The sequence below is a fragment of the Pseudomonas sp. CFBP 13602 genome, assembly GCF_014842725.1.
Lineage (GTDB): Bacteria > Pseudomonadota > Gammaproteobacteria > Pseudomonadales > Pseudomonadaceae > Aquipseudomonas > Aquipseudomonas baltica.
In genome coordinates, this window is sequence record NZ_JACYVT010000007.1 from 194,728 (window position 1) to 212,163 (window position 17,436).

General features: G+C 64.4%; 14 protein-coding genes and 2 tRNA genes. 6 read left to right on the top strand and 10 right to left on the bottom strand.

Features of this window, described 5'->3' with window-relative positions; genetic code table 11:
- Positions 1 to 8: 8 nt before the first annotated feature.
- Positions 9 to 85: transfer RNA gene (locus IFU31_RS16065), tRNA-Asp, on the bottom strand.
- 19 nt (positions 86 to 104) lie between these two features.
- Positions 105 to 180 (bottom strand) — tRNA-Val (locus IFU31_RS16070).
- Between the two features lie 161 nt (positions 181 to 341).
- Here IFU31_RS16070 and rdgC point away from each other — a divergent pair.
- The 3 genes from rdgC to sugE all read left to right on the top strand — a co-directional run bounded on the left by rdgC (position 342) and on the right by sugE (position 3,034).
- Positions 342 to 1,262: a recombination-associated protein RdgC gene (rdgC, locus tag IFU31_RS16075; RefSeq protein ID WP_192103704.1), complete on the top strand. Its 921-nt coding sequence runs from the start codon at positions 342 to 344 to the stop codon at positions 1,260 to 1,262.
- 384 nt (positions 1,263 to 1,646) lie between these two features.
- Positions 1,647 to 2,603 (top strand): bile acid:sodium symporter family protein, encoded by a 957-nt coding sequence (locus IFU31_RS16080; protein WP_192054087.1) that lies wholly within the window; start codon positions 1,647 to 1,649, stop codon positions 2,601 to 2,603.
- Between the two features lie 116 nt (positions 2,604 to 2,719).
- Positions 2,720 to 3,034 carry a quaternary ammonium compound efflux SMR transporter SugE gene (sugE, locus tag IFU31_RS16085; protein WP_122478945.1) on the top strand — a complete coding sequence of 105 codons (315 nt, stop codon included), beginning with the start codon at positions 2,720 to 2,722 and terminating at the stop codon, positions 3,032 to 3,034.
- Between the two features lie 173 nt (positions 3,035 to 3,207).
- Here sugE and pepN read toward each other — a convergent pair whose 3' ends face one another.
- The 4 genes from pepN to IFU31_RS16105 all read right to left on the bottom strand — a co-directional run bounded on the left by pepN (position 3,208) and on the right by IFU31_RS16105 (position 8,001).
- Positions 3,208 to 5,865, bottom strand: a complete 2,658-nt coding sequence (pepN, locus tag IFU31_RS16090) for an aminopeptidase N (RefSeq protein ID WP_192103706.1) — start codon at positions 5,863 to 5,865, stop codon at positions 3,208 to 3,210.
- Positions 5,866 to 5,877: 12 nt separating this feature from the next.
- A complete protein-coding gene (locus tag IFU31_RS16095; RefSeq protein WP_192103866.1) occupies positions 5,878 to 6,708 on the bottom strand; it encodes a DUF2797 domain-containing protein in 831 nt (276 codons plus the stop codon).
- Between the two features lie 26 nt (positions 6,709 to 6,734).
- Positions 6,735 to 6,995, bottom strand: a complete 261-nt coding sequence (locus IFU31_RS16100) for a YeaC family protein (protein WP_122478948.1) — start codon at positions 6,993 to 6,995, stop codon at positions 6,735 to 6,737.
- An 82-nt stretch (positions 6,996 to 7,077) separates the two neighbouring features.
- Positions 7,078 to 8,001, bottom strand: a complete 924-nt coding sequence (locus tag IFU31_RS16105) for a LysR family transcriptional regulator (protein ID WP_122478950.1) — start codon at positions 7,999 to 8,001, stop codon at positions 7,078 to 7,080.
- Between the two features lie 108 nt (positions 8,002 to 8,109).
- Between IFU31_RS16105 and IFU31_RS16110 the strand changes: the two genes are divergently transcribed.
- Both IFU31_RS16110 and IFU31_RS16115 read left to right on the top strand, forming a co-directional pair.
- Complete coding sequence (locus tag IFU31_RS16110; RefSeq protein WP_192103708.1) at positions 8,110 to 9,312, top strand: MFS transporter; 1,203 nt, start codon at positions 8,110 to 8,112, stop codon at positions 9,310 to 9,312.
- A gap of 517 nt (positions 9,313 to 9,829) precedes the next feature.
- Positions 9,830 to 10,756 carry a DNA-3-methyladenine glycosylase family protein gene (locus IFU31_RS16115; protein WP_185793761.1) on the top strand — a complete coding sequence of 309 codons (927 nt, stop codon included), beginning with the start codon at positions 9,830 to 9,832 and terminating at the stop codon, positions 10,754 to 10,756.
- Between the two features lie 38 nt (positions 10,757 to 10,794).
- Here the strand turns inward: IFU31_RS16115 and IFU31_RS16120 are convergent, their stop codons facing one another.
- The 3 genes from IFU31_RS16120 to IFU31_RS16130 all read right to left on the bottom strand — a co-directional run bounded on the left by IFU31_RS16120 (position 10,795) and on the right by IFU31_RS16130 (position 14,941).
- Positions 10,795 to 12,501, bottom strand: a complete 1,707-nt coding sequence (locus IFU31_RS16120) for an amidase (protein WP_192103710.1) — start codon at positions 12,499 to 12,501, stop codon at positions 10,795 to 10,797.
- A 17-nt stretch (positions 12,502 to 12,518) separates the two neighbouring features.
- Entirely contained in the window at positions 12,519 to 12,899 is a 381-nt protein-coding gene (locus tag IFU31_RS16125; RefSeq protein WP_192057442.1) for a RidA family protein, read from the bottom strand.
- 77 nt (positions 12,900 to 12,976) lie between these two features.
- Positions 12,977 to 14,941 carry a BCCT family transporter gene (locus IFU31_RS16130; protein WP_446731042.1) on the bottom strand — a complete coding sequence of 655 codons (1,965 nt, stop codon included), beginning with the start codon at positions 14,939 to 14,941 and terminating at the stop codon, positions 12,977 to 12,979.
- A 234-nt stretch (positions 14,942 to 15,175) separates the two neighbouring features.
- Between IFU31_RS16130 and IFU31_RS16135 the strand changes: the two genes are divergently transcribed.
- Positions 15,176 to 15,943, top strand: coding sequence for a CHAD domain-containing protein (locus tag IFU31_RS16135; protein WP_192057444.1), 768 nt, complete (start codon positions 15,176 to 15,178; stop codon positions 15,941 to 15,943).
- 25 nt (positions 15,944 to 15,968) lie between these two features.
- Here IFU31_RS16135 and IFU31_RS16140 read toward each other — a convergent pair whose 3' ends face one another.
- The gene (locus IFU31_RS16140) at positions 15,969 to 17,276 is read right to left on the bottom strand and encodes a methyl-accepting chemotaxis protein (protein WP_446731043.1); all 1,308 of its coding nucleotides are present in this window, start codon (positions 17,274 to 17,276) and stop codon (positions 15,969 to 15,971) included.
- Positions 17,277 to 17,436: the final 160 nt, after the last annotated feature.

Sequence of the window (17,436 nt, forward strand, 5' to 3'; positions counted from 1 at the left end):
GGAATTAATGGCGCAGCGGACGGGACTCGAACCCGCGACCCCCGGCGTGACAGGCCGGTATTCTAACCGACTGAACTACCGCTGCGCGTAACACTGAGAGAGATTGGTGGGTGATGACGGGATCGAACCGCCGACCCTCTGCTTGTAAGGCAGATGCTCTCCCGGCTGAGCTAATCACCCTTTGTCTCTCGGTGTGGCGCGCATTCTACGGAGCGACCCAAACTCTGGCAAGCACTTTTTCAAAAAAATTTTCGAGGCCTTCCAAACACTTAGCACAGGGATGGCGTCGGCTTCGCACACGGAGAATAATGCCTGCCTAATGTTGAGGAGTGCTTCACCCCATGTGGTTCAAAAACCTGCTTGTCTACCGTCTTACCCAGGATATCCCCTTCGACGCCGATGCTTTGGAAACCGCACTGGCGACTAAACCGGCACGCCCATGTGCCAGCCAGGAACTGACCACCTATGGTTTCGTGGCGCCGTTCGGCAAAGGCGAAGACGCCCCGTTCGTGCATGTCAGCCAGGATTTCATGCTGATCGCCGCACGCAAGGAAGAGCGCATCCTGCCGGGCAGCGTCGTGCGTGACGCGGTCAAGGAGAAGGTCGAGGAGATCGAGGCCGAGCAGATGCGCAAGGTCTACAAGAAGGAACGCGACCAGATCAAGGACGAGATCATCCAGGCCTTCCTGCCGCGCGCGTTCATTCGTCGCTCGTCGACCTTCGCCGCCATTGCCCCCAAGCAAGGCTTGATCCTGGTCAATTCGGCCAGCCCGAAACGCGCCGAAGATCTGCTGTCGACCCTGCGTGAAGTGATCGGCTCGTTGCCGGTGCGCCCGCTGACCGTGAAGGTGGCGCCGACCGCGACCATGACCGAGTGGGTCAAGACGCAGAAAGCGGCCGATGACTTCCATGTCCTGGACGAGTGCGAGCTGCGCGACACCCATGAAGATGGCGGTATCGTGCGTTGCAAGCGCCAGGATTTGACCAGCGACGAGATCCAATTGCACCTGAGCACTGGCAAGCAGGTTACCCAGTTGTCACTGGCGTGGCAGGACAAGCTGTCATTCGTGCTGGATGACAAGATGGTGGTCAAGCGTTTGAAGTTCGAGGAATTGCTGCAGGATCAAGCCGAGCAGGACGGTGGCGAGGAAGCGCTGGGGCAGCTGGATGCCAGCTTTACCTTGATGATGCTGACCTTCGGTGAATTCCTGCCCGTGCTGTTCGAGGCGCTGGGCGGCGAAGAGCTGCCCCAGGAGATTTGACCGACAGCGCGCTCTTCGCGGGCAGAGCCCGCTCCCACAGGGGTTGTGTGGTTTCTGTGGGAGTGGGCTCTGCGGTGAGTCAGGCAGACCGTGGTGTGGCTTTCGCGGCCGCGGACCGCTCCTACAGGGGGTGCGCGATTTCTGTGGGAGTGGGCTCTGCCCGCGAAGGGGCGCTGCGATGTGTCAGGCAGACCGTGGTGCGGCTTTCGCGGCCGCGGACCGCTCCTACAGGGGGTGCGCGATTTCTGTGGGAGCGAGCGCTGCCCGCGAAGGGGCGCTGCGGTGTGTCAGGCAGACCGTGGTGTGGCTTTCGCGGCCGCGGACCGCTCCCACAGGGGTTCGTGGGTACCAACATGATGATTCTATATAAGAAGGAACTACCCCATGCGCGCCTTGGCCGCTTTGAGTCGCTTCGTTGGCAATACCTTTGCCTACTGGGTCCTGCTGTTCGCCATACTGGCGTTTCTGGCGCCTGAATGGTTCATCGGCCTCAAGCCGCTGATCGTGCCGCTGCTGGGCCTGGTGATGTTCGGCATGGGCCTGACCCTCAAGCTCGACGATTTTGCCGAGGTCGGGCGTCATCCGTGGCGCGTGGCGCTGGGCGTGGTCGCGCACTTCGTGATCATGCCAGGTGTCGCCTGGCTGTTGTGCCAGGTGTTCCATCTGCCGCCGGAGATCGCCGTCGGTGTGATTCTGGTCGGTTGCTGCCCGAGCGGCACCTCGTCCAACGTGATGACCTGGCTGGCCAAGGGCGACCTGGCGCTGTCGGTGGCCATCGCCGCGGTGACCACCCTGCTCGCCCCGCTGCTCACCCCTGCCCTGATCTGGCTGTTGGCTTCGGCCTGGCTGCCGGTATCGTTCATGGAAATGTTCTGGTCGATCCTGCAACTGGTCATGCTGCCGATCGTTCTGGGCGTCGTTGCCCAGAAGCTGCTCGGTTCGCGGGTCCAGCTGGCGGTCGATGTGCTGCCGCTGGTGTCGGTGGTGAGTATCGTGTTGATCGTCTGCGCCGTGGTCGCGGCCAGCCAGGCACGCATTGCCGAGTCGGGCCTGTTGATCATGGCGGTGGTGATTCTGCACAACAGTTTCGGTTTCCTGCTCGGCTACTTCACCGGCAAGCTGTTCAAGCTGCCGCTGGCGCAGCGCAAGTCATTGGCCCTGGAAGTCGGGATGCAGAACTCGGGACTGGGCGCGGCCTTGGCCAGTGCTCACTTCTCACCGCTGGCGGCGGTGCCCAGCGCCTTGTTCAGCGTCTGGCACAATATTTCCGGAGCACTGCTCTCGACCTATTTCCGGCGCATGGAAGGCACCGAGCCGGGCGCGTTGAAGACCGAACCTTGACCGGTCGCACTTGATCCATCGGGCAAGGATGGGCAACATGGTGTTCGGCGCCGGGACGACCCGGCGCCACTTTTCCTGCAAACGGGGACGACCCCATCTTCGATGAGGGTTTTTCCATGTCCTGGTTACTGTTGTTCTTCGCCGGTCTGTTCGAAGTGTGCTGGGCCATCGGCCTGAAGTACACCGACGGCTTTACCCGCCCCCTTCCTACCGTGTTGACCGTTGCCGCCATGGCGGCGAGCCTCGGCCTGCTCGGCCTGGCCATGCGTGAGCTGCCCTTGGGCACCGCCTATGCCATCTGGACCGGGGTCGGTGCGGTGGGTACGGTGATTGCCGGTATCGTGCTGTTTGGCGAGTCGATGGCGCTGATGCGGATGGTCAGTGTGGGTCTGATCATCCTGGGGTTGGTGGGGCTGAAGGTCAGCACTTGATCCTGTAACGCTCCTGTAGGAGCGGTCTGTGGCCGCGAACCGAGCGCTGCGGTGCGTCAGCCAATTTGCGGCGCCCTTTTCGCGGGCAGAGCCCGCTCCCACAATGAGACGATGTACCCGCATTCATTGTGGGAGCGGGCTCTGCCCGCGAAGAATCCCCACCAATCAATCCATCAAGCCAGGCTTTTGCTGACCACTTCGTAGACGTCGCTGGACAGCGGGCCGGAGGCGAGAATCCGTTCAAGCTCGGCTTTCATCAGTGCCTGCCGCGCGCTGTCGTACTTTCTCCAACGGGTCAGCGGCGACAGTTGCCGCGAGGCGATCTGCGGGTTCAGGGCATTGAGCTCGATCACCAGGTCGGCCAGGAAACGGTAGCCCGAGCCATCGGCCGCATGGAAGTTGATCAGGTTCTGACCCGCGAAGGCACCGATCAGCGCACGCACCTTGTTCGGGTTCTTCAGGGTGAACGCCGGATGCTGCATCAGCGCCTTCACCCGCTGCAGCCCGCCCGGCAAGCCACTGGCCGCCTGCACGCTGAACCACTGGTCCATGACCAACGGGTTGTCCTTGAAGTGTTCGGCGAACGCTTCCAATGCACGGGTCTTTTCCGCGTCAAATGGCGAATTGACCAACACTGCCAGGGCCGTCAGGCGCTCGGTCATGTTGTCGCAGGCATCATATTGTTCGAGGGTAGCGGCGAGCACTTCGGGACGTCCGCTGAGCATCAGGTAGGACAACGCGATGTTCTGCAGCGCGCGGCGGGCGAAATGCTCTTTCTCGGCCACGTACGCAGTGGCCCTGGAGACCTCGCGATTGGCCTGGTAGCGCGTCCACAGCCCATCGAACAGACCGTCGGCCAGCTGCTTGCGGGCGAATTCGCGAGCGGCATGGATCGCGTCGACATCGGCCACTTCGCTGATCTCGGCCAGATAGGCCTCGCTGGGCAGCGACAACATCTCGGCAACCATCGCCGGATCCAGTTGCGGAGTCTCCAGCACGCTGGCCAAGGCCGTGAGCAGGCGTGGATCCATCGACAACGACTCGCCGCGCTGGTACTGGCCGATCATTTCCTGCAGCACCTGGACCGACAGCTGCTGGCCGGCATCCCAGCGGTTGAAACCGTCGCTGTCGTGCTGCATGAGGAACATCAGCTGGTCACGGGTATACGGGAAGATCAGCTTGACCGGCGCACTGAAGCCGCGCAGCAGCGACGGCAATGGTTGCTCGGCGATGTCGACGAAGGTGAAGGTCTGTTCGGCCTCGGTCACCGCCAGCACACGGCTGGTACCGACCGCCGCGGCCTCGTCGCGCAAACGCAATGGCAGCTCGCGGCCACTGGCGTCCAGCAGGCCCAGCGCAACGGGAATCACGAATGGCAGCTTCTCGACCTTGTCCGGGGTCTCGGGGCAGCTCTGGCGCAGGGTCAAGCTGTAGGTGCGAGCTTGCGCATCGAAGTGTTCGCTTACCTGAAGGCGTGGTGTACCCGCCTGGCTGTACCAGCGCTTGAACTGCTTGAGCTCGACACCGTTGGCGTCTTCCATCGCACTGATGAAATCGTCGCAGGTCACGGCCTGGCCATCGTGACGCTCGAAGTACAGGTCGCTGCCCTTGCGGAAGCCTTCGGCGCCCAGCAGGGTGTGCAGCATGCCGACCACTTCCGAGCCCTTCTCGTACACGGTCAAGGTGTAGAAGTTGGAGATCTCGATGAAGCTGTCGGGGCGCACCGCGTGGGCCATCGGGCCGGCATCTTCGGCGAATTGGTGGGTGCGCAGGTAGGCGACGTCCTGGATGCGCTTGACGGTCGGCGAATGCATGTCGGCGCTGAAGCCTGCATCGCGGTAGACGGTGAAGCCCTCCTTGAGCGACAACTGGAACCAGTCGCGGCAGGTCACCCGGTTGCCCGACCAGTTGTGGAAATATTCGTGGGCCACGATGGCCTCGACCCGCTGGTGGGCGGCATCGGTGGCGGTTTCGGCGCGGGCCAGCACGGCGCTGGAGTTGAAGATGTTCAGGCCCTTGTTTTCCATGGCGCCCATGTTGAAGTCGTTGACCGCGACGATCATGAAGATGTCCAGGTCGTACTCACGGCCGTAGGCTTCTTCGTCCCAACGCATGGACTTCTTCAGGCTGGTCATGGCGTGAGCGCACTTGTCGATGTTCTCCGGCTCGACATAGATGCGCAGCGCCACATCGCGACCACTGACGGTGGTGAAGCTGTCTTCCACGCACCACAGGTCACCGGCCACCAGCGCGAACAGGTACGCCGGTTTCACGAACGGGTCTTCCCAGGTGGCCCAGTGCCGGCCATCTTCCTGTGGGCCGTTGCCGACCGGATTGCCGTTGGACAGCAGGATCGGGTACTGCTGCTGGTCGGCGATCAACGTGGTGGTGAAGCGGCTCATCACGTCGGGACGGTCGAGGTAGTAGGTGATCTTGCGGAAACCTTCGGCCTCGCACTGGGTACAGAACATGCCCGTGGACTTGTACAGGCCTTCCAGTGCGGTGTTGGTTTCGGGGTGGATGCGCACGCTGGTGTCGACGGTGAACGCCTCGCTGCGCGGCTGCAGGGTCAGGCTGTCGGCGGTCAGCTGGTAGTCGGCGGCACCCAGGTCGCTGTCGTCGAGCTTGACGCCGAGCAGTTCCATCAACTCGCCGTCGAGCACCAGCGGTGGCAGCCCGGCCCCGCGCGCCGGGTTGCGGCGCATGACCAACTGCGCGTGGACCAGGCTGTGATCGTCGAACAACTCAAAGGTCAGGTGCGTCTCGTCGATCAGATAATCGGGCGCCTGATAGTCTTTCAGGTAGATCATTTTCGGTTGTTCGGTACGCATGCGAAAACCCTTCTACTGATGCACGGCCAATTGGTAAGCCGTGTATTTGCGAATATTGATGACGCCGGAGTCGAAGATCAGGTATTGACCCTTGATGCCCAGCAACGTGCCTTCGGCGATGGGGTTCTTGTCCAGGTTGAAGCTGGCGATCTTGCTCGGGTAGGTGTGCACCGGGTAGCGGATCTCGATGGGGTCCACATCGTTCAGGGCCTGGATCGCCTGCAGGCCGAAGCGATCCTGCAGCATGTGGATACCGGCCGCGCAGCTGTCGAACAGTTGCTCACGGATGGCCACCAGGTCCACCGCCGGGGCGTCACCCTTGAGCAGCGCGCGCCAGTTGGTGCGGTCCGCGACCTGCGAGCGGAACAGGTCTTCGACCAGCCCGGATTGCTGGCGAGTCGCCACGCGCATGATCGGCAGTGCCTGGCTGGCGCCCTGGTCGAGCCAGCGGGTAGGCAACTGGCTGGCGCGGGTGATGCCGACCTTGACCCCTGAAGAGTTGGCCAGATAGACCACATGATCGGTCATGCAGAACTGCTCGCCCCAGGCCGGATCGCGGCAGGTACCGGCGTCGTAGTGGCATTTTTCCGGAGCCATGATGCACACGTCGCACTGGGCCAGCCTGGTCATGCAGGGGTAGCAGTAGCCTTGGCTGAAACTGGTCTTGGTCTTGCGTCCGCAGTTCACGCAGTGGATGGCGCCGAGAAACTCCAGGCGCAGCTTGCTGCCGATCAAGGGATTGACGGCAATCTGCGTATCGCCCAGACGCAGATGGTATTGCACCACTGGCGCCTCGAGCTGTGCGGACATCTTGCTGGCCGCACCGCGACCGAGCTCCTGCAGGGTGTCTTGCGCAAAGAGATCGCAGGTCAATGGATCGAATCCGACTTGAACAGGATGTTTTCGATCGGCGCGGACTTCGAGGCGCACTCTTGCGGGCCCATGTAGCCGGTACGCTGATCTTCGGGCAGGTTCTTCATTTCCCAGGCGATGATGGCCTGCAGGGTCAGTTCTTTCTGCTCGGCGGTCAGCTTGCGGCCGTCGGACCATTTGCCGATTTCGACGGCCAGCTTGAGGCTTTCGTAGATATCAGGGGTGATGTTTTCGATCATGTGGGCGAATGACGACATGCGGAGGCCTCCAATGGATGCTGGCATTTTAAACGGTGTACCGAGTGCGTAAAGCGAAATCCCGATCCCCGGCCCTAGACCGCTAGGGAACCGAGCCGGCCGGGGTCAGTCGCGCGGTGAGGAATTCCAGTAGGGCATGCACCTTGGGCAGGGCTTCACGGCTTTTCAGCCACACCAGGTTCATTGCCAGGCCGTCGGTGGCCAATGGCGCGAGCACTTCGACCAGCGCGCCGCTGTCCAGATGCCGCTGGATCAGCCAGGTCGGCAGCTGGGCGATGCCCTGCCCGGCAAGCACGGCCATCACCTGCCCTTCGCCGTCGCCAACGGCCACGTGCGGATGAATGGTCCGTCGCTCCATGTCGCCGGCCTGGCGGCCCTTGAAGTACCACGGATAGACCGTGCCATCGGTCTGCCCATAGCCAACGCAGCGATGCTGTTCCAGCTCACGCTCGCCCTGTGGCGTACCGTGCTCGTGCAGATAGGCGGGTGCTGCGCAGAACACCAGCCGCTGACGCCCCAGGAAGCGTCGCCCGACGTTGCTCGGCCAGGCATCGGAACCCCCGATGCGCACGACGATGTCGATGCCTTCCTGGACAGGGTCGACGAAGCGGTCCGAGAACGACACGTGAGGCTGCAGCCGCGGATGCCGCGCAGCGAACTCGAGAATCAGGGGCAGCACGTGCAATCGGCCGTAGGACGCAGGCAGGTCGATGCGCAGGCGGCCATGGGGTTCGCGCTGCTCGGCGCTCATGGCCAGTTCAACCTCTTCGAGGTCGGCGAGCACGCTGGTGCAGGTGCGGTAGAAGGTCTGCCCTGCCTCGGTCAGCGCCAGGCGCCGCGTGGTGCGCTGGAACAGCCGTACGCCGAGCCGCGCTTCCAGGCGCGCAACGCCTTTGCTGACCGCCGAGTTGCTGAGGTTCAGGCGTTCGGCGGCGGCGGTGAAACTGCCCAGGTCGGCGACGCTGACGAAGACGTCGATGCCCTTGAGGCGCTCCGAGGAAAACATCGCATCTCCGATTGGTGAATCCAGTTCAATTCACAAGGTAATTAATGGCCGGGATTTTCCAGGACTTCCCCAATAGGCTATTACAAAATCTTTCCGGAGTTAAGTTCGATGTCTTCTTCCCACATGGCCGAAGCCGCGCCGTCTGCTTCGAGCAGCAGCGCTTCCGGCGTGCAGATCCTGATCATGGCCGTGGCGGCCTTCATCATCGTGACCACCGAGTTCCTGATCGTCGGCTTGTTGCCGAGCCTGGCACGGGACCTGGACATTTCCATAGCCCTGGCCGGTCAGGTGGTAACCCTGTTCGCGTTCACCGTGATGCTGTTCGGACCGTATCTGACGGCGCGTCTGGCGCACGTCGAGCACAAGAAACTGTTCACCCTGATTCTGCTGGTGTTCGCGGCGTCCAATGTGCTGGCGGCGGTGTCCACCAATATCTGGGTGCTGGCCATCGCTCGCTTCATCCCTGCCCTGGCGCTACCGGTATTCTGGGGCACGGCCAGTGAAACCGCCGGCCAACTGGCTGCGCCCGGACAATCCGGCAAGGCCGTGGCCAAGGTGTACCTGGGCATTTCCGCAGCGTTGGTGTTCGGCGTTCCGCTGGGCACCGTGGCCGCCGACCTGATCGGCTGGCGCGGGAGCTTCTGGGTGCTGGCTGGGGTGTCGCTGCTGATTGGCGTGCTGATGCATCTGGTGATGCCGAAACTGCCTGGCTCGCCCGCCGCTGCGGTCGGCGAGAAGCAGACCGCGATCCTGCGTCAGCCGCGCTTCCTGGCCCACGTGCTGTTGTCGGTGCTGACCTTTACCGCCATGTTCACCGCCTATACCTACCTGGCCGACATCCTCGAGCGGTTGGGTAGTGTGCCGGCAGGTCAGGTCGGTTGGTGGCTGATGGGCTTCGGCGCAGTCGGCATGCTGGGTAACCACTTGGGTGGCAGCATGGTCGACCGACGCCCGCTGGGGGCGATGGTGGTGTTTCTGCTGGTGCTGGGCGCAGGCATGACCGCTGCGGTGGCGCTGGCCGAGCAGCGCGCCTGGTTGATCGCGGCACTGATTGCCTGGGGCATCGCCTATACGGCGCTGTTTCCGATCTGCCAGGTGCGCGTGATGCAGGCTGGCGCGAAGGCTCAGGCCCTGGCGGCGTCGCTGAACATCTCGGCGGCCAATGCCGGCATTGGTCTGGGCGCTATTTTCGGTGGCCTGGGCATTCGTCAATTTGGCCTGGAATCCCTCGGCCTGCTGGCCACCGGCGTGGCGGTGCTGGCGCTGATCGTAGCCCTGCTGATGATCAAGCGCCCCGCAGCAGCCAGGTAACCACATGTCTGTAGCAGCGGCGCGAGCCGCGTCGGTGGGCAAGGCGGTGTGTCTGGATGAACGCGGTGAGGCAGGACGCGGCTTGCGCCGCTGCTACAGGTCGACGGGGATTGGATGTAGCAGCGGCGCGAGCCGCGTCGGCGGGCAAGGTGGTGTGTCTGGATGAACACGGTGAGGCCAGACGCGGCTTGCGCCGCTGCTACAGGTCGGCGGGAATTGGATGTAGCAGCGGCGCGAGCCGCGTCGGCGGGCAAGGCGGCGTGTCTGGATGAACACGGTGAGGCCAGACGCGGCTTGCGCCGCTGCTACAGGTCGGCGGGGATTGGATGTAGCAGCGGCGCGAGCCGCGTCGGTGGGCAAGGCGGTGTGTCTGGATGAACGCGGTAAGGCCGGACGCGGCTTGCGCCGCTGCTACAGGTCGACGGGGATTGGATGTAGCAGCGGCGCGAGCCGCGTCGGCTGTGGATGCAGCAAAGTGGCGGGATGCACGGTCTGAACCGGCAAGGAGTTTTTCACCATGCCCTCACTCAGTACCGACATCGAGCTGTTCTATCAGCCGCCTTTCGACTGGCAGCGCCTGCTCAGGTTCTACGGCGGACGCTCCAGCGCCTTGGTCGAGACCGTCATCGACGGCGTCTACCTGCGTACCGTCGAATGGCAGGGTGACGAAGGCCTGCTAAGTGTCCGCCAGGACCCGACCCGTGACTGCCTGATCGCGCGCATCGATGGACCGGCCAGCGTTCACCTGGCCGCGCTGGTGCCACGCCTGCGCCGCATGTTCGATCTGGATCTTGACCCGCAGCGGTTGCACGCGGCGCTGGACAGCGACCCCTGGCTTGGTCGCCTGCTGCTGCAGACGCCGGGACTGCGCGTGCCTGGCACCTGGTCGACCTTCGAGCTGATCGTGCGCACCATCGTCGGCCAGCAGGTCAGCGTCAAGGCGGCCACCACCATTGCCGGGCGTCTGGCCGAGCGGGCCGGGCGGCCGGTGGCGCTGCCACAGCACCCACAAGTCGCGTGGCAGTTTCCCACTCCCGCTGCCTTGGCCGAGGTCAACCTCGACCGCATCGGCATGCCCGGCAAGCGCGTGGCCGCGCTGCAGAACTTCGCCGCTGCAGTGGCTTGCAATCAGGTACAGATCGAAGCGTTCGTCGATGAACACACACGTACCGACCTGACGCCCCTGCGCCAAGGCCTGCTGGCACTGCCGGGCATTGGCCCGTGGACGGTCGAATATGTGGCGATGCGTGCCTGGCGGGACGCCGACGCCTGGCCGGGTAGCGATCTGGTGATCATGCAGGAGATCACGCGCGCACACCCCGAGCTGCTCAAGCCCGGTCATCAACGGCTGCGCAGCGAAGACTGGCGACCATGGCGTGCCTACGCCGTCATGTACATCTGGAATGAGCTCATGGACCGCACCGATGGCCAGCGCGGCGGCTGACACCGGAGCGCCATGACGCCCGGGTGTCGTCCGTACGCTCAGCGCTGCAGGGGTGGCGTGCGCCGTGGAATCGCCCGGCGGTTGCCCGTGGCTTCGAAGGCCGCGGCGAACCGCAGCAGTTGCGTGTCGTCGTAGGCGCGGCCGGCGAACGTGAGACCCACCGGCATGCCAATGTCGGCCATCACGCCCATCGGCACGGTCACGGTCGGCACGCCCAAATGGCGGATCGCCAGATTGCCGTTGGCCACCCACACACCGTTGCTCCAGGCGATGTCCGCCGCGGCCGGATCGACGTCGGCATTGGCCGGCGCCACATCGGCGACGGTTGGGAACACCACGGCATCCAGCTGCAGTGCCTGCAACCAGTCTTCCAGGTCGATCTTGCGGGTGTGTTCCAGTGCACGCAGGCCGTCGGCGAGGGTGTCGATCCGGTCCCACGGGGTGATGCCCCGCTCGGCCATCTTCACGTACTCGTCCATACCGGCGGCCAGGTCGCCTTCGCGGTTGGGCAGCGTGCCGGGGTCGTGCGGAAAGATCAGCGGGCCATCGACGTCCACCAGGCGGTTGAGCGCCGGGTCGCCATTGGCGCGCAGGAAATCGTCGAACGCCCAGGCGGTCAGGTCCCACAGCTCATGGTGAAGGAACGCCGGGTCGACGATGCCGCGGTTGAACACGGTTGGCGCACCCGGTCGGTCGCCTTCGCAATTGGACACCAGAGGGAAGTCCACTTCCACGACTTCGGCGCCAGCCGCCTCGAGGGCGCGCCGTGCCTGCTGCCACAGTTCGATCACCGAAGCACGGGTGTGGATGCGCTGCCCGGTCGGGCCGCCGATGCCCGGTTGCTCCGCAGTGCCCGCCAGCGGGTCGGCATTGATGTACATGCGCGGGACGCCGAAACGCTTGCCCGCCAGTGCCTCGGCGGGCGCGGCCAGCTCCAGGTAGGACGCCGGGCGCACGCTGGCGACCTGGGGTATCGGCACCCAGGGTTGCAGGCGCCACAGGTCGCCCCGGGTGTCGGGGTCGTCGGCGACCACCACGTCGAGGATTTCCAGCAGATCGGCCATGGTGCGAGCAAATGGCACAACCACGTCCATGGTCGGCGTCAGTGGCCAGTTGCCGCGCACCGAGATGATCCCGCGCGAGGGTGTGTAGGCGCACAGACCATTGTTGGACGCAGGGCCGCGCCCGCTGGACCAGGTTTCCTCGGCCAGGCCGAAGGCCGCGAAACTGGCGGCGGTCGCGGTGCCGGCGCCATTCGATGAGCCGGACGCGAAAGGCGCCGTGAGAAAGTCGGCGTTGTACGGGCTTTCGGCGCGTCCATAGACACCGCGCTGCATGCCCCCGTTGGCCATCGGCGGCATGTTGGTCTTGCCCAGGCAGATCGCCCCGGCAGCGCGCAGGCGCTCGACGGTGAACGCGTCGCGCTGCGCCACCAGTCCGGCGAAGGCCGGGCTGCCGGAAGCTGCGGTCAGGCCCTTGACCAGGTAGCTGTCCTTGGCGGTGTAGGGGATGCCATCGAGTGGCCCCAGCGTCTGGCCACTGGCGCGACGTGCATCCGCCGCGCGGGCTTCGGCCAGCGCCGAGGGGTTCGGCACCACCAGCGCGTTCAGCGCGGTGGGCGTGTCGGCGCCGTCGTAGGCGGCGATGCGCTGCAGATAGGCCTGGGCCAGCTCGACAGCGGTGGTCTGGCCGTTTTCCAGCGCGGCGCGCAGTTGCGCGATGGAAACCTCGGTGACTTCGATCATGCTGCTCTCCTGCACGATCAGCCCTTGGCTGCCATGGCGGTGACTTCCACGCGCATGCCTGTGGCAGCGAGCGCGGTGATGCCCACCGCCGCACGCACCGGCCAGGGTTTGGCGAAAAAGCGCTGGTAGACCTCGTTGAACGCGGGACGATCGGCGATGTCGGTAAGGTAGATGGTCAGGTGCAGGACGCGATCGAGCGAACTGCCCGCCGCCTCCAGCGCCACCTTCAGCGCCTGCAGCGTGCATTCGCTCTGCTCGGTGATGCTGCCCAGCTCCAGGCTGCCGTCGGCGCGAGTCGGGATCTGGGTAGTCACCAGCAGGCCGCCGAAGCCTGCAACGTCCGAGGAAATCGACTCGGGGTCGGGGTCTGGCAGGAACGTGATGTCGGAATGGGCCATGGGAGGCTCCTGAAATGAGGGATGGCAATGGCCGGCATGTTACCGCCCGGCCATTGCAAATTGAAACGGCGTGAAGCTCAACCCACCAGGTGCAGGAAGTGCATGTGCCGCTCGTAGTGGTCGAGAATGTCGCCGATCACCTCGTCGCGGGACCAGCCCATCACGTCGTGATCCTGGCCACCCTCGCGCAGATGCACTTCGGCGCGGAAGTATTTGCGCTCTTCGCCCGGCGGCCCGCTCATGACGAAGCTGGGTGTGGCATAGGCATGGGGCCTGATCTCGTAGATGAAAGCGGTGTCGGTAGGACCGACGCTCAGGCGCACGCCGCCCTCCTCTCCGTCTTCAACGGTGCAGTCGTAACCCTGCAGGCGCCATTCCTCGGCAACGCCAAGGCACGCCGGACGTGCCACGTCCTCGATGAAACGAACCACGTGGGCACGCCGCGGAAACATCGCCAGGGTGCGCAGGCGGCGCTGCCAGGTGCCGCCGGTACGCGGCGTGCTTGGCGAGATGGCCAGTGCCTGGTGACGCAGGTCACGCTTGGTGGCGTCGAGCTTGAGCGCCTTGAGCAGGCCGCGCATGCTCAGCAGCAAAGCCAGGGTAAAGGGCAGCGCGCTGGCGATGGTTGCGGTCTGCAAGGCCTTGAGGCCGTCGGCCAGCAGCAGCGCGATCGCCACCAGGCCCATGCTCGAGGCCCAGAAGATGCGCTGGCGCACGGGGGTGTTTTCCGAACCGCCGGACGCAAGCATGTCGACCACCATGGCGCCGGAGTCGGCGGACGTCACGAAGAACACCACTACCATGATGATCGCCAGCGCGCTGATCACCCCGGAAAACGGGAAGTGCTGGAGAAACGCGAACAGTGCCAGGGAGGTGTCCTTGTCCACGGCAATGCCCAGGTCCACCATGCCCTGCTCGAGGATCATGTGGATCGCGGTGTTGCCGAACACGGTCATCCACAGCAGGGTGAACGCGGTAGGCACCAGCAGCACGCCGGTGACGAATTCACGAATGGTGCGGCCGCGCGAGATGCGCGCGATGAACAGCCCCACGAACGGCGACCAGGCCAGCCACCAGCCCCAGTAGAACAGGGTCCAGCCGCCGATCCAGTCGGTGGGCTGGTAGGCATTGAGGTTGAGCGTGCGGCTGACGATTTCGCTCAGGTACCCGCCGGTGTTCTGCACGAAAGTCTGCAGGATCAGCACGGTGGGGCCGAGAATCATCACCATGGCCATCAGCAGTACGGCCAGCCCGAGGTTGAGCTCGGACAACCGGCGGATGCCCTTGTCCAGCCCGGACACCACCGACAGCGTGGCCAGCGCCGTGGTGCCGATGATCAGCGCGATCTGGATCGGGATCGACACCGGCACGCCGAACAGCGCGTTGAGGCCGGTGTTGATCTGCGCCACGCCGAAGCCCAGCGAAGTGGCCACACCCAGCACCGTACCGATGATGGCGAAGATGTCCACGGCATGCCCGATGGGGCCGTAGATGCGCTCGCCGATCAGCGGATAGAGGGCTGAACGCAGCGTCAGCGGCAGGCCGTGGCGAAAGCTGAAATAGGCCAGGATCAAGGCGACGATGGCGTAGATGGCCCAGGCATGCAGGCCCCAGTGAAAGAAGGTGATCTTCATCGCCTCGCCCGCCGCAGCGACCGTGGCACCCTCCCCGTAGGGCGGGTTGAGGAAATGCATGACCGGCTCGGCGACGCCGAAGAACATCAGGCCGATGCCCATGCCTGCCGAAAAGAGCATGGCAAACCAGGTCATGCTGCTGTAGTCCGGGGTGCTGTGGTCCGGGCCCAGCTTGATGTCGCCGTAGCGACTCACGCCCAGGAACACCACGGTGCCCAGGATGATCGCCACGGCCAGGATGTAGAACCAGCTGACGTTGGTGAAAATCCACTCTTGCACCACGGCAAAGAAGGTCTGCGCCTGCCGCGGCATCAGGCTGGCGAACAGCACCAGCAGCAACAGCAAGATGGCCGATATCCAGAATACCGGTGGGTTGAGGGTCGAGGGTTTGACGGGGTCTGACTTCACAGTCATCGAAAAGCTCCTGGTGGGACGTGCAGCGCTTGCCTGCGGTGGAAAGTGTAGGTGTGACCGCACTGGGCCCTCGAGGTTTAGCGGACAGGAAAATCAGTCACCCGTTTGCGGTTGATGTATTTGCAAACATATTCATCCGTGCACTTGGGCAACGTTGGCCAGGCCTTCCGGTCTATCACTGAACAGGCGTTCGCGACGACGCTGCGTGACTATCTATTGGAGGATTCGATGGCATTTGTCGACAGCTATGTGAAAGAGATCATCGCACTGGAAGTGGCGCTCTTTCATGCGCGGGTACGTCTGCAGGCAGCGACCGACGAAGAGGCGCTGCACGATCTGCGCATTGCCGTACGGCGCATTCGCAGCCTGTTGATACCGGTTCGTGCGCTGCCGGCGCTGCAACCGCTGCTGAGCGCAGCCAAGAACGTGGGCCGCTTCACCACGCCCACCCGCGATCTGGAAGTCATGGTGCAGGAGCTGGAGCGGCGTGGCTTGCACGGCGCGGCCGACAAACGTCGCGCGCGGCTTGCAGGCGAGCATCGGGTGATCGTCGACCATTCGAGCCTGAACGCCCTGTTCAGTGCGCTGGACACCTGGTCGGCCGCGTTCCGCGCCAGCGAACTGGGCAGCCACTCGCGAGCGTTCGAAAAGCTCGTGATCAAGACCCTCGACAAGCACGTGCGCAAGCTGCGGCACGCCTTGAAGGATGCCGAGTTCGACCGCCACGAACTGCGGATCCTGGTCAAGCGCACACGTTACCTGATCCAGGCGTTCGGGGACCTGTCGCCGCTGTCGCCCAAGGCAGAGAAATCCCTCAAGGCGGTGCAGTCGGCACTGGGCTCGTGGCACGACCATCACCAGTGGTGCATCAAGGTCAAGGTCGAGCCCGACCTGCAGCCGCTGCAGCGGGTCTGGCAAGAGGCGTCGGCCACGGAGCTGGCCAAGGCCGAAGTGGAGATGCGCAAGCTGGCGCGGCTGCTGCCCAAGGGCAAGTAGCGCCAGCTGGCGGCGGGGCGCTCGCTCAAGCCGCCTTGATGCGCGCGGTGACCTGAGCCAGTTCCGCCGACAATTGATGCAGGTGGCTGCTGGCAGCCTGGGTGCGCTCGACGCTGCCCTGGTTGGTGGTGGCGATGGCGGTGATTTCAACCAGATTCTGCGCGATGTCTTCGACCACCGCGTTCTGTTCCTCGGCAGCGGTGGCAATCTGCCGATTCATGTCCCTGATCGACTCGATGGTCTGGGTGATGCGGGTCAGAGTCTGACCCGCCGCCACCACTTGCTCGGCGCCCTCGTCGCTGCGCTTCTGCCCGCTTTCGATGGCCTGCACGGCGTTCACCGCGCCGGTCTGCACGGTGTCAATGATCTGATGGATTTCCTGGGTGGAGGCGGCGGTGCGCTGCGCCAGGGTACGCACTTCGTCGGCCACAACGGCAAACCCGCGGCCGGCATCGCCCGCGCGCGCGGCTTCGATGGCGGCGTTGAGCGCGAGCAGATTGGTCTGGTCGGCAATGCCGCGGATGACTTCCAATACCTTGCCGATGCGGCCACTGTCGTCGCGCAACTGACGAATGACATCGCCGGTCACGGCAATTTCACCGCGCATGCGGGTGATGGTATGGATGGTGGCTTGCATCGCCTGCTCGCCGTCCTGGGCTTCGCGGTCGGCGTCATCCGCCGCAGTGGCGGCGCCAGCGGCGTGGCGTGCGACTTCCTGGGCGGTCGCAGACATCTCCTGCATCGCCGTGGCCACCTGATCAGTGCGTTCGAATTGCTCGCTGGTGCCTTGCAGCATGACCGCAGCGATGGTGTTGAGCTCGCCGCTGGCCTGGTCCAGATTGGCCGTGCTGCGTTGCAGGCGGGTGAAGGTGTCGGCGAGGAAATCACGCAGGGTGTTCGCGGCCACGGCCAGGCGACCCAGCTCGTCACGGCGATGGCTGACCACGCGCTCGGCCAGATGACCCTGGCTCAGGCGCGCCACGTAGTCGATCAGATCGCGTACCGGGGTGACCAGGTTGCGGTTGACCAGCCACAGGCTCAGGGCCGTGATCAACAGGCCCGACACCAGCATGATGGCGATGCCCCAGATGATCGCCTGGTGGCCTTGGTGGTTGATCAGCAGCGATTGTTCGTCGGCGAGTGTACGCAGTTCGCTGACCAGGGCATTGAGCTGCTCGCTGGTAGCGCGGTCGACGCCTGCCACGGCGCGGTCACCGCTGGCAGCATCGGCGCCACTGGCCAGGAAGGCGTCGCGCCCCTTGCGATAGGCTGCACCCAGCACCGCGTGTTCGGCGCGCAGGCGTTGCGCATTCTGACTGATACCGGCGGGCACCCCCGGCAGCTCGCCGAGCGCTTGCAAGGTCGCCGCCACCGCGCGCTCCTGCTCCTCGAACTGCGCCCAATACTTGTCCGCCGCCTTGGCATCCTTCCCGCGCAGCAGCACGTTCTTCCATTCCTGCACCTGGGTCTTGAACTGAACGTTGGCCCGGTCG

Coding starts and splice junctions, on each gene's coding strand:
- rdgC (WP_192103704.1), top strand. CDS start 342: ATGTGGTTCAAAAACCTGCTTGTCTACCGTCTTACCCAGGATATCCCC.
- IFU31_RS16110 (WP_192103708.1), top strand. CDS start 8,110: ATGTCTTCTTCCCACATGGCCGAAGCCGCGCCGTCTGCTTCGAGCAGC.
- IFU31_RS16125 (WP_192057442.1), bottom strand. CDS start 12,899: ATGGCCCATTCCGACATCACGTTCCTGCCAGACCCCGACCCCGAGTCG.
- pepN (WP_192103706.1), bottom strand. CDS start 5,865: ATGCGTACCGAACAACCGAAAATGATCTACCTGAAAGACTATCAGGCG.
- IFU31_RS16120 (WP_192103710.1), bottom strand. CDS start 12,501: ATGATCGAAGTCACCGAGGTTTCCATCGCGCAACTGCGCGCCGCGCTG.
- sugE (WP_122478945.1), top strand. CDS start 2,720: ATGTCCTGGTTACTGTTGTTCTTCGCCGGTCTGTTCGAAGTGTGCTGG.
- IFU31_RS16100 (WP_122478948.1), bottom strand. CDS start 6,995: ATGTCGTCATTCGCCCACATGATCGAAAACATCACCCCTGATATCTAC.
- IFU31_RS16135 (WP_192057444.1), top strand. CDS start 15,176: ATGGCATTTGTCGACAGCTATGTGAAAGAGATCATCGCACTGGAAGTG.
- IFU31_RS16080 (WP_192054087.1), top strand. CDS start 1,647: ATGCGCGCCTTGGCCGCTTTGAGTCGCTTCGTTGGCAATACCTTTGCC.
- IFU31_RS16115 (WP_185793761.1), top strand. CDS start 9,830: ATGCCCTCACTCAGTACCGACATCGAGCTGTTCTATCAGCCGCCTTTC.
- IFU31_RS16105 (WP_122478950.1), bottom strand. CDS start 8,001: ATGTTTTCCTCGGAGCGCCTCAAGGGCATCGACGTCTTCGTCAGCGTC.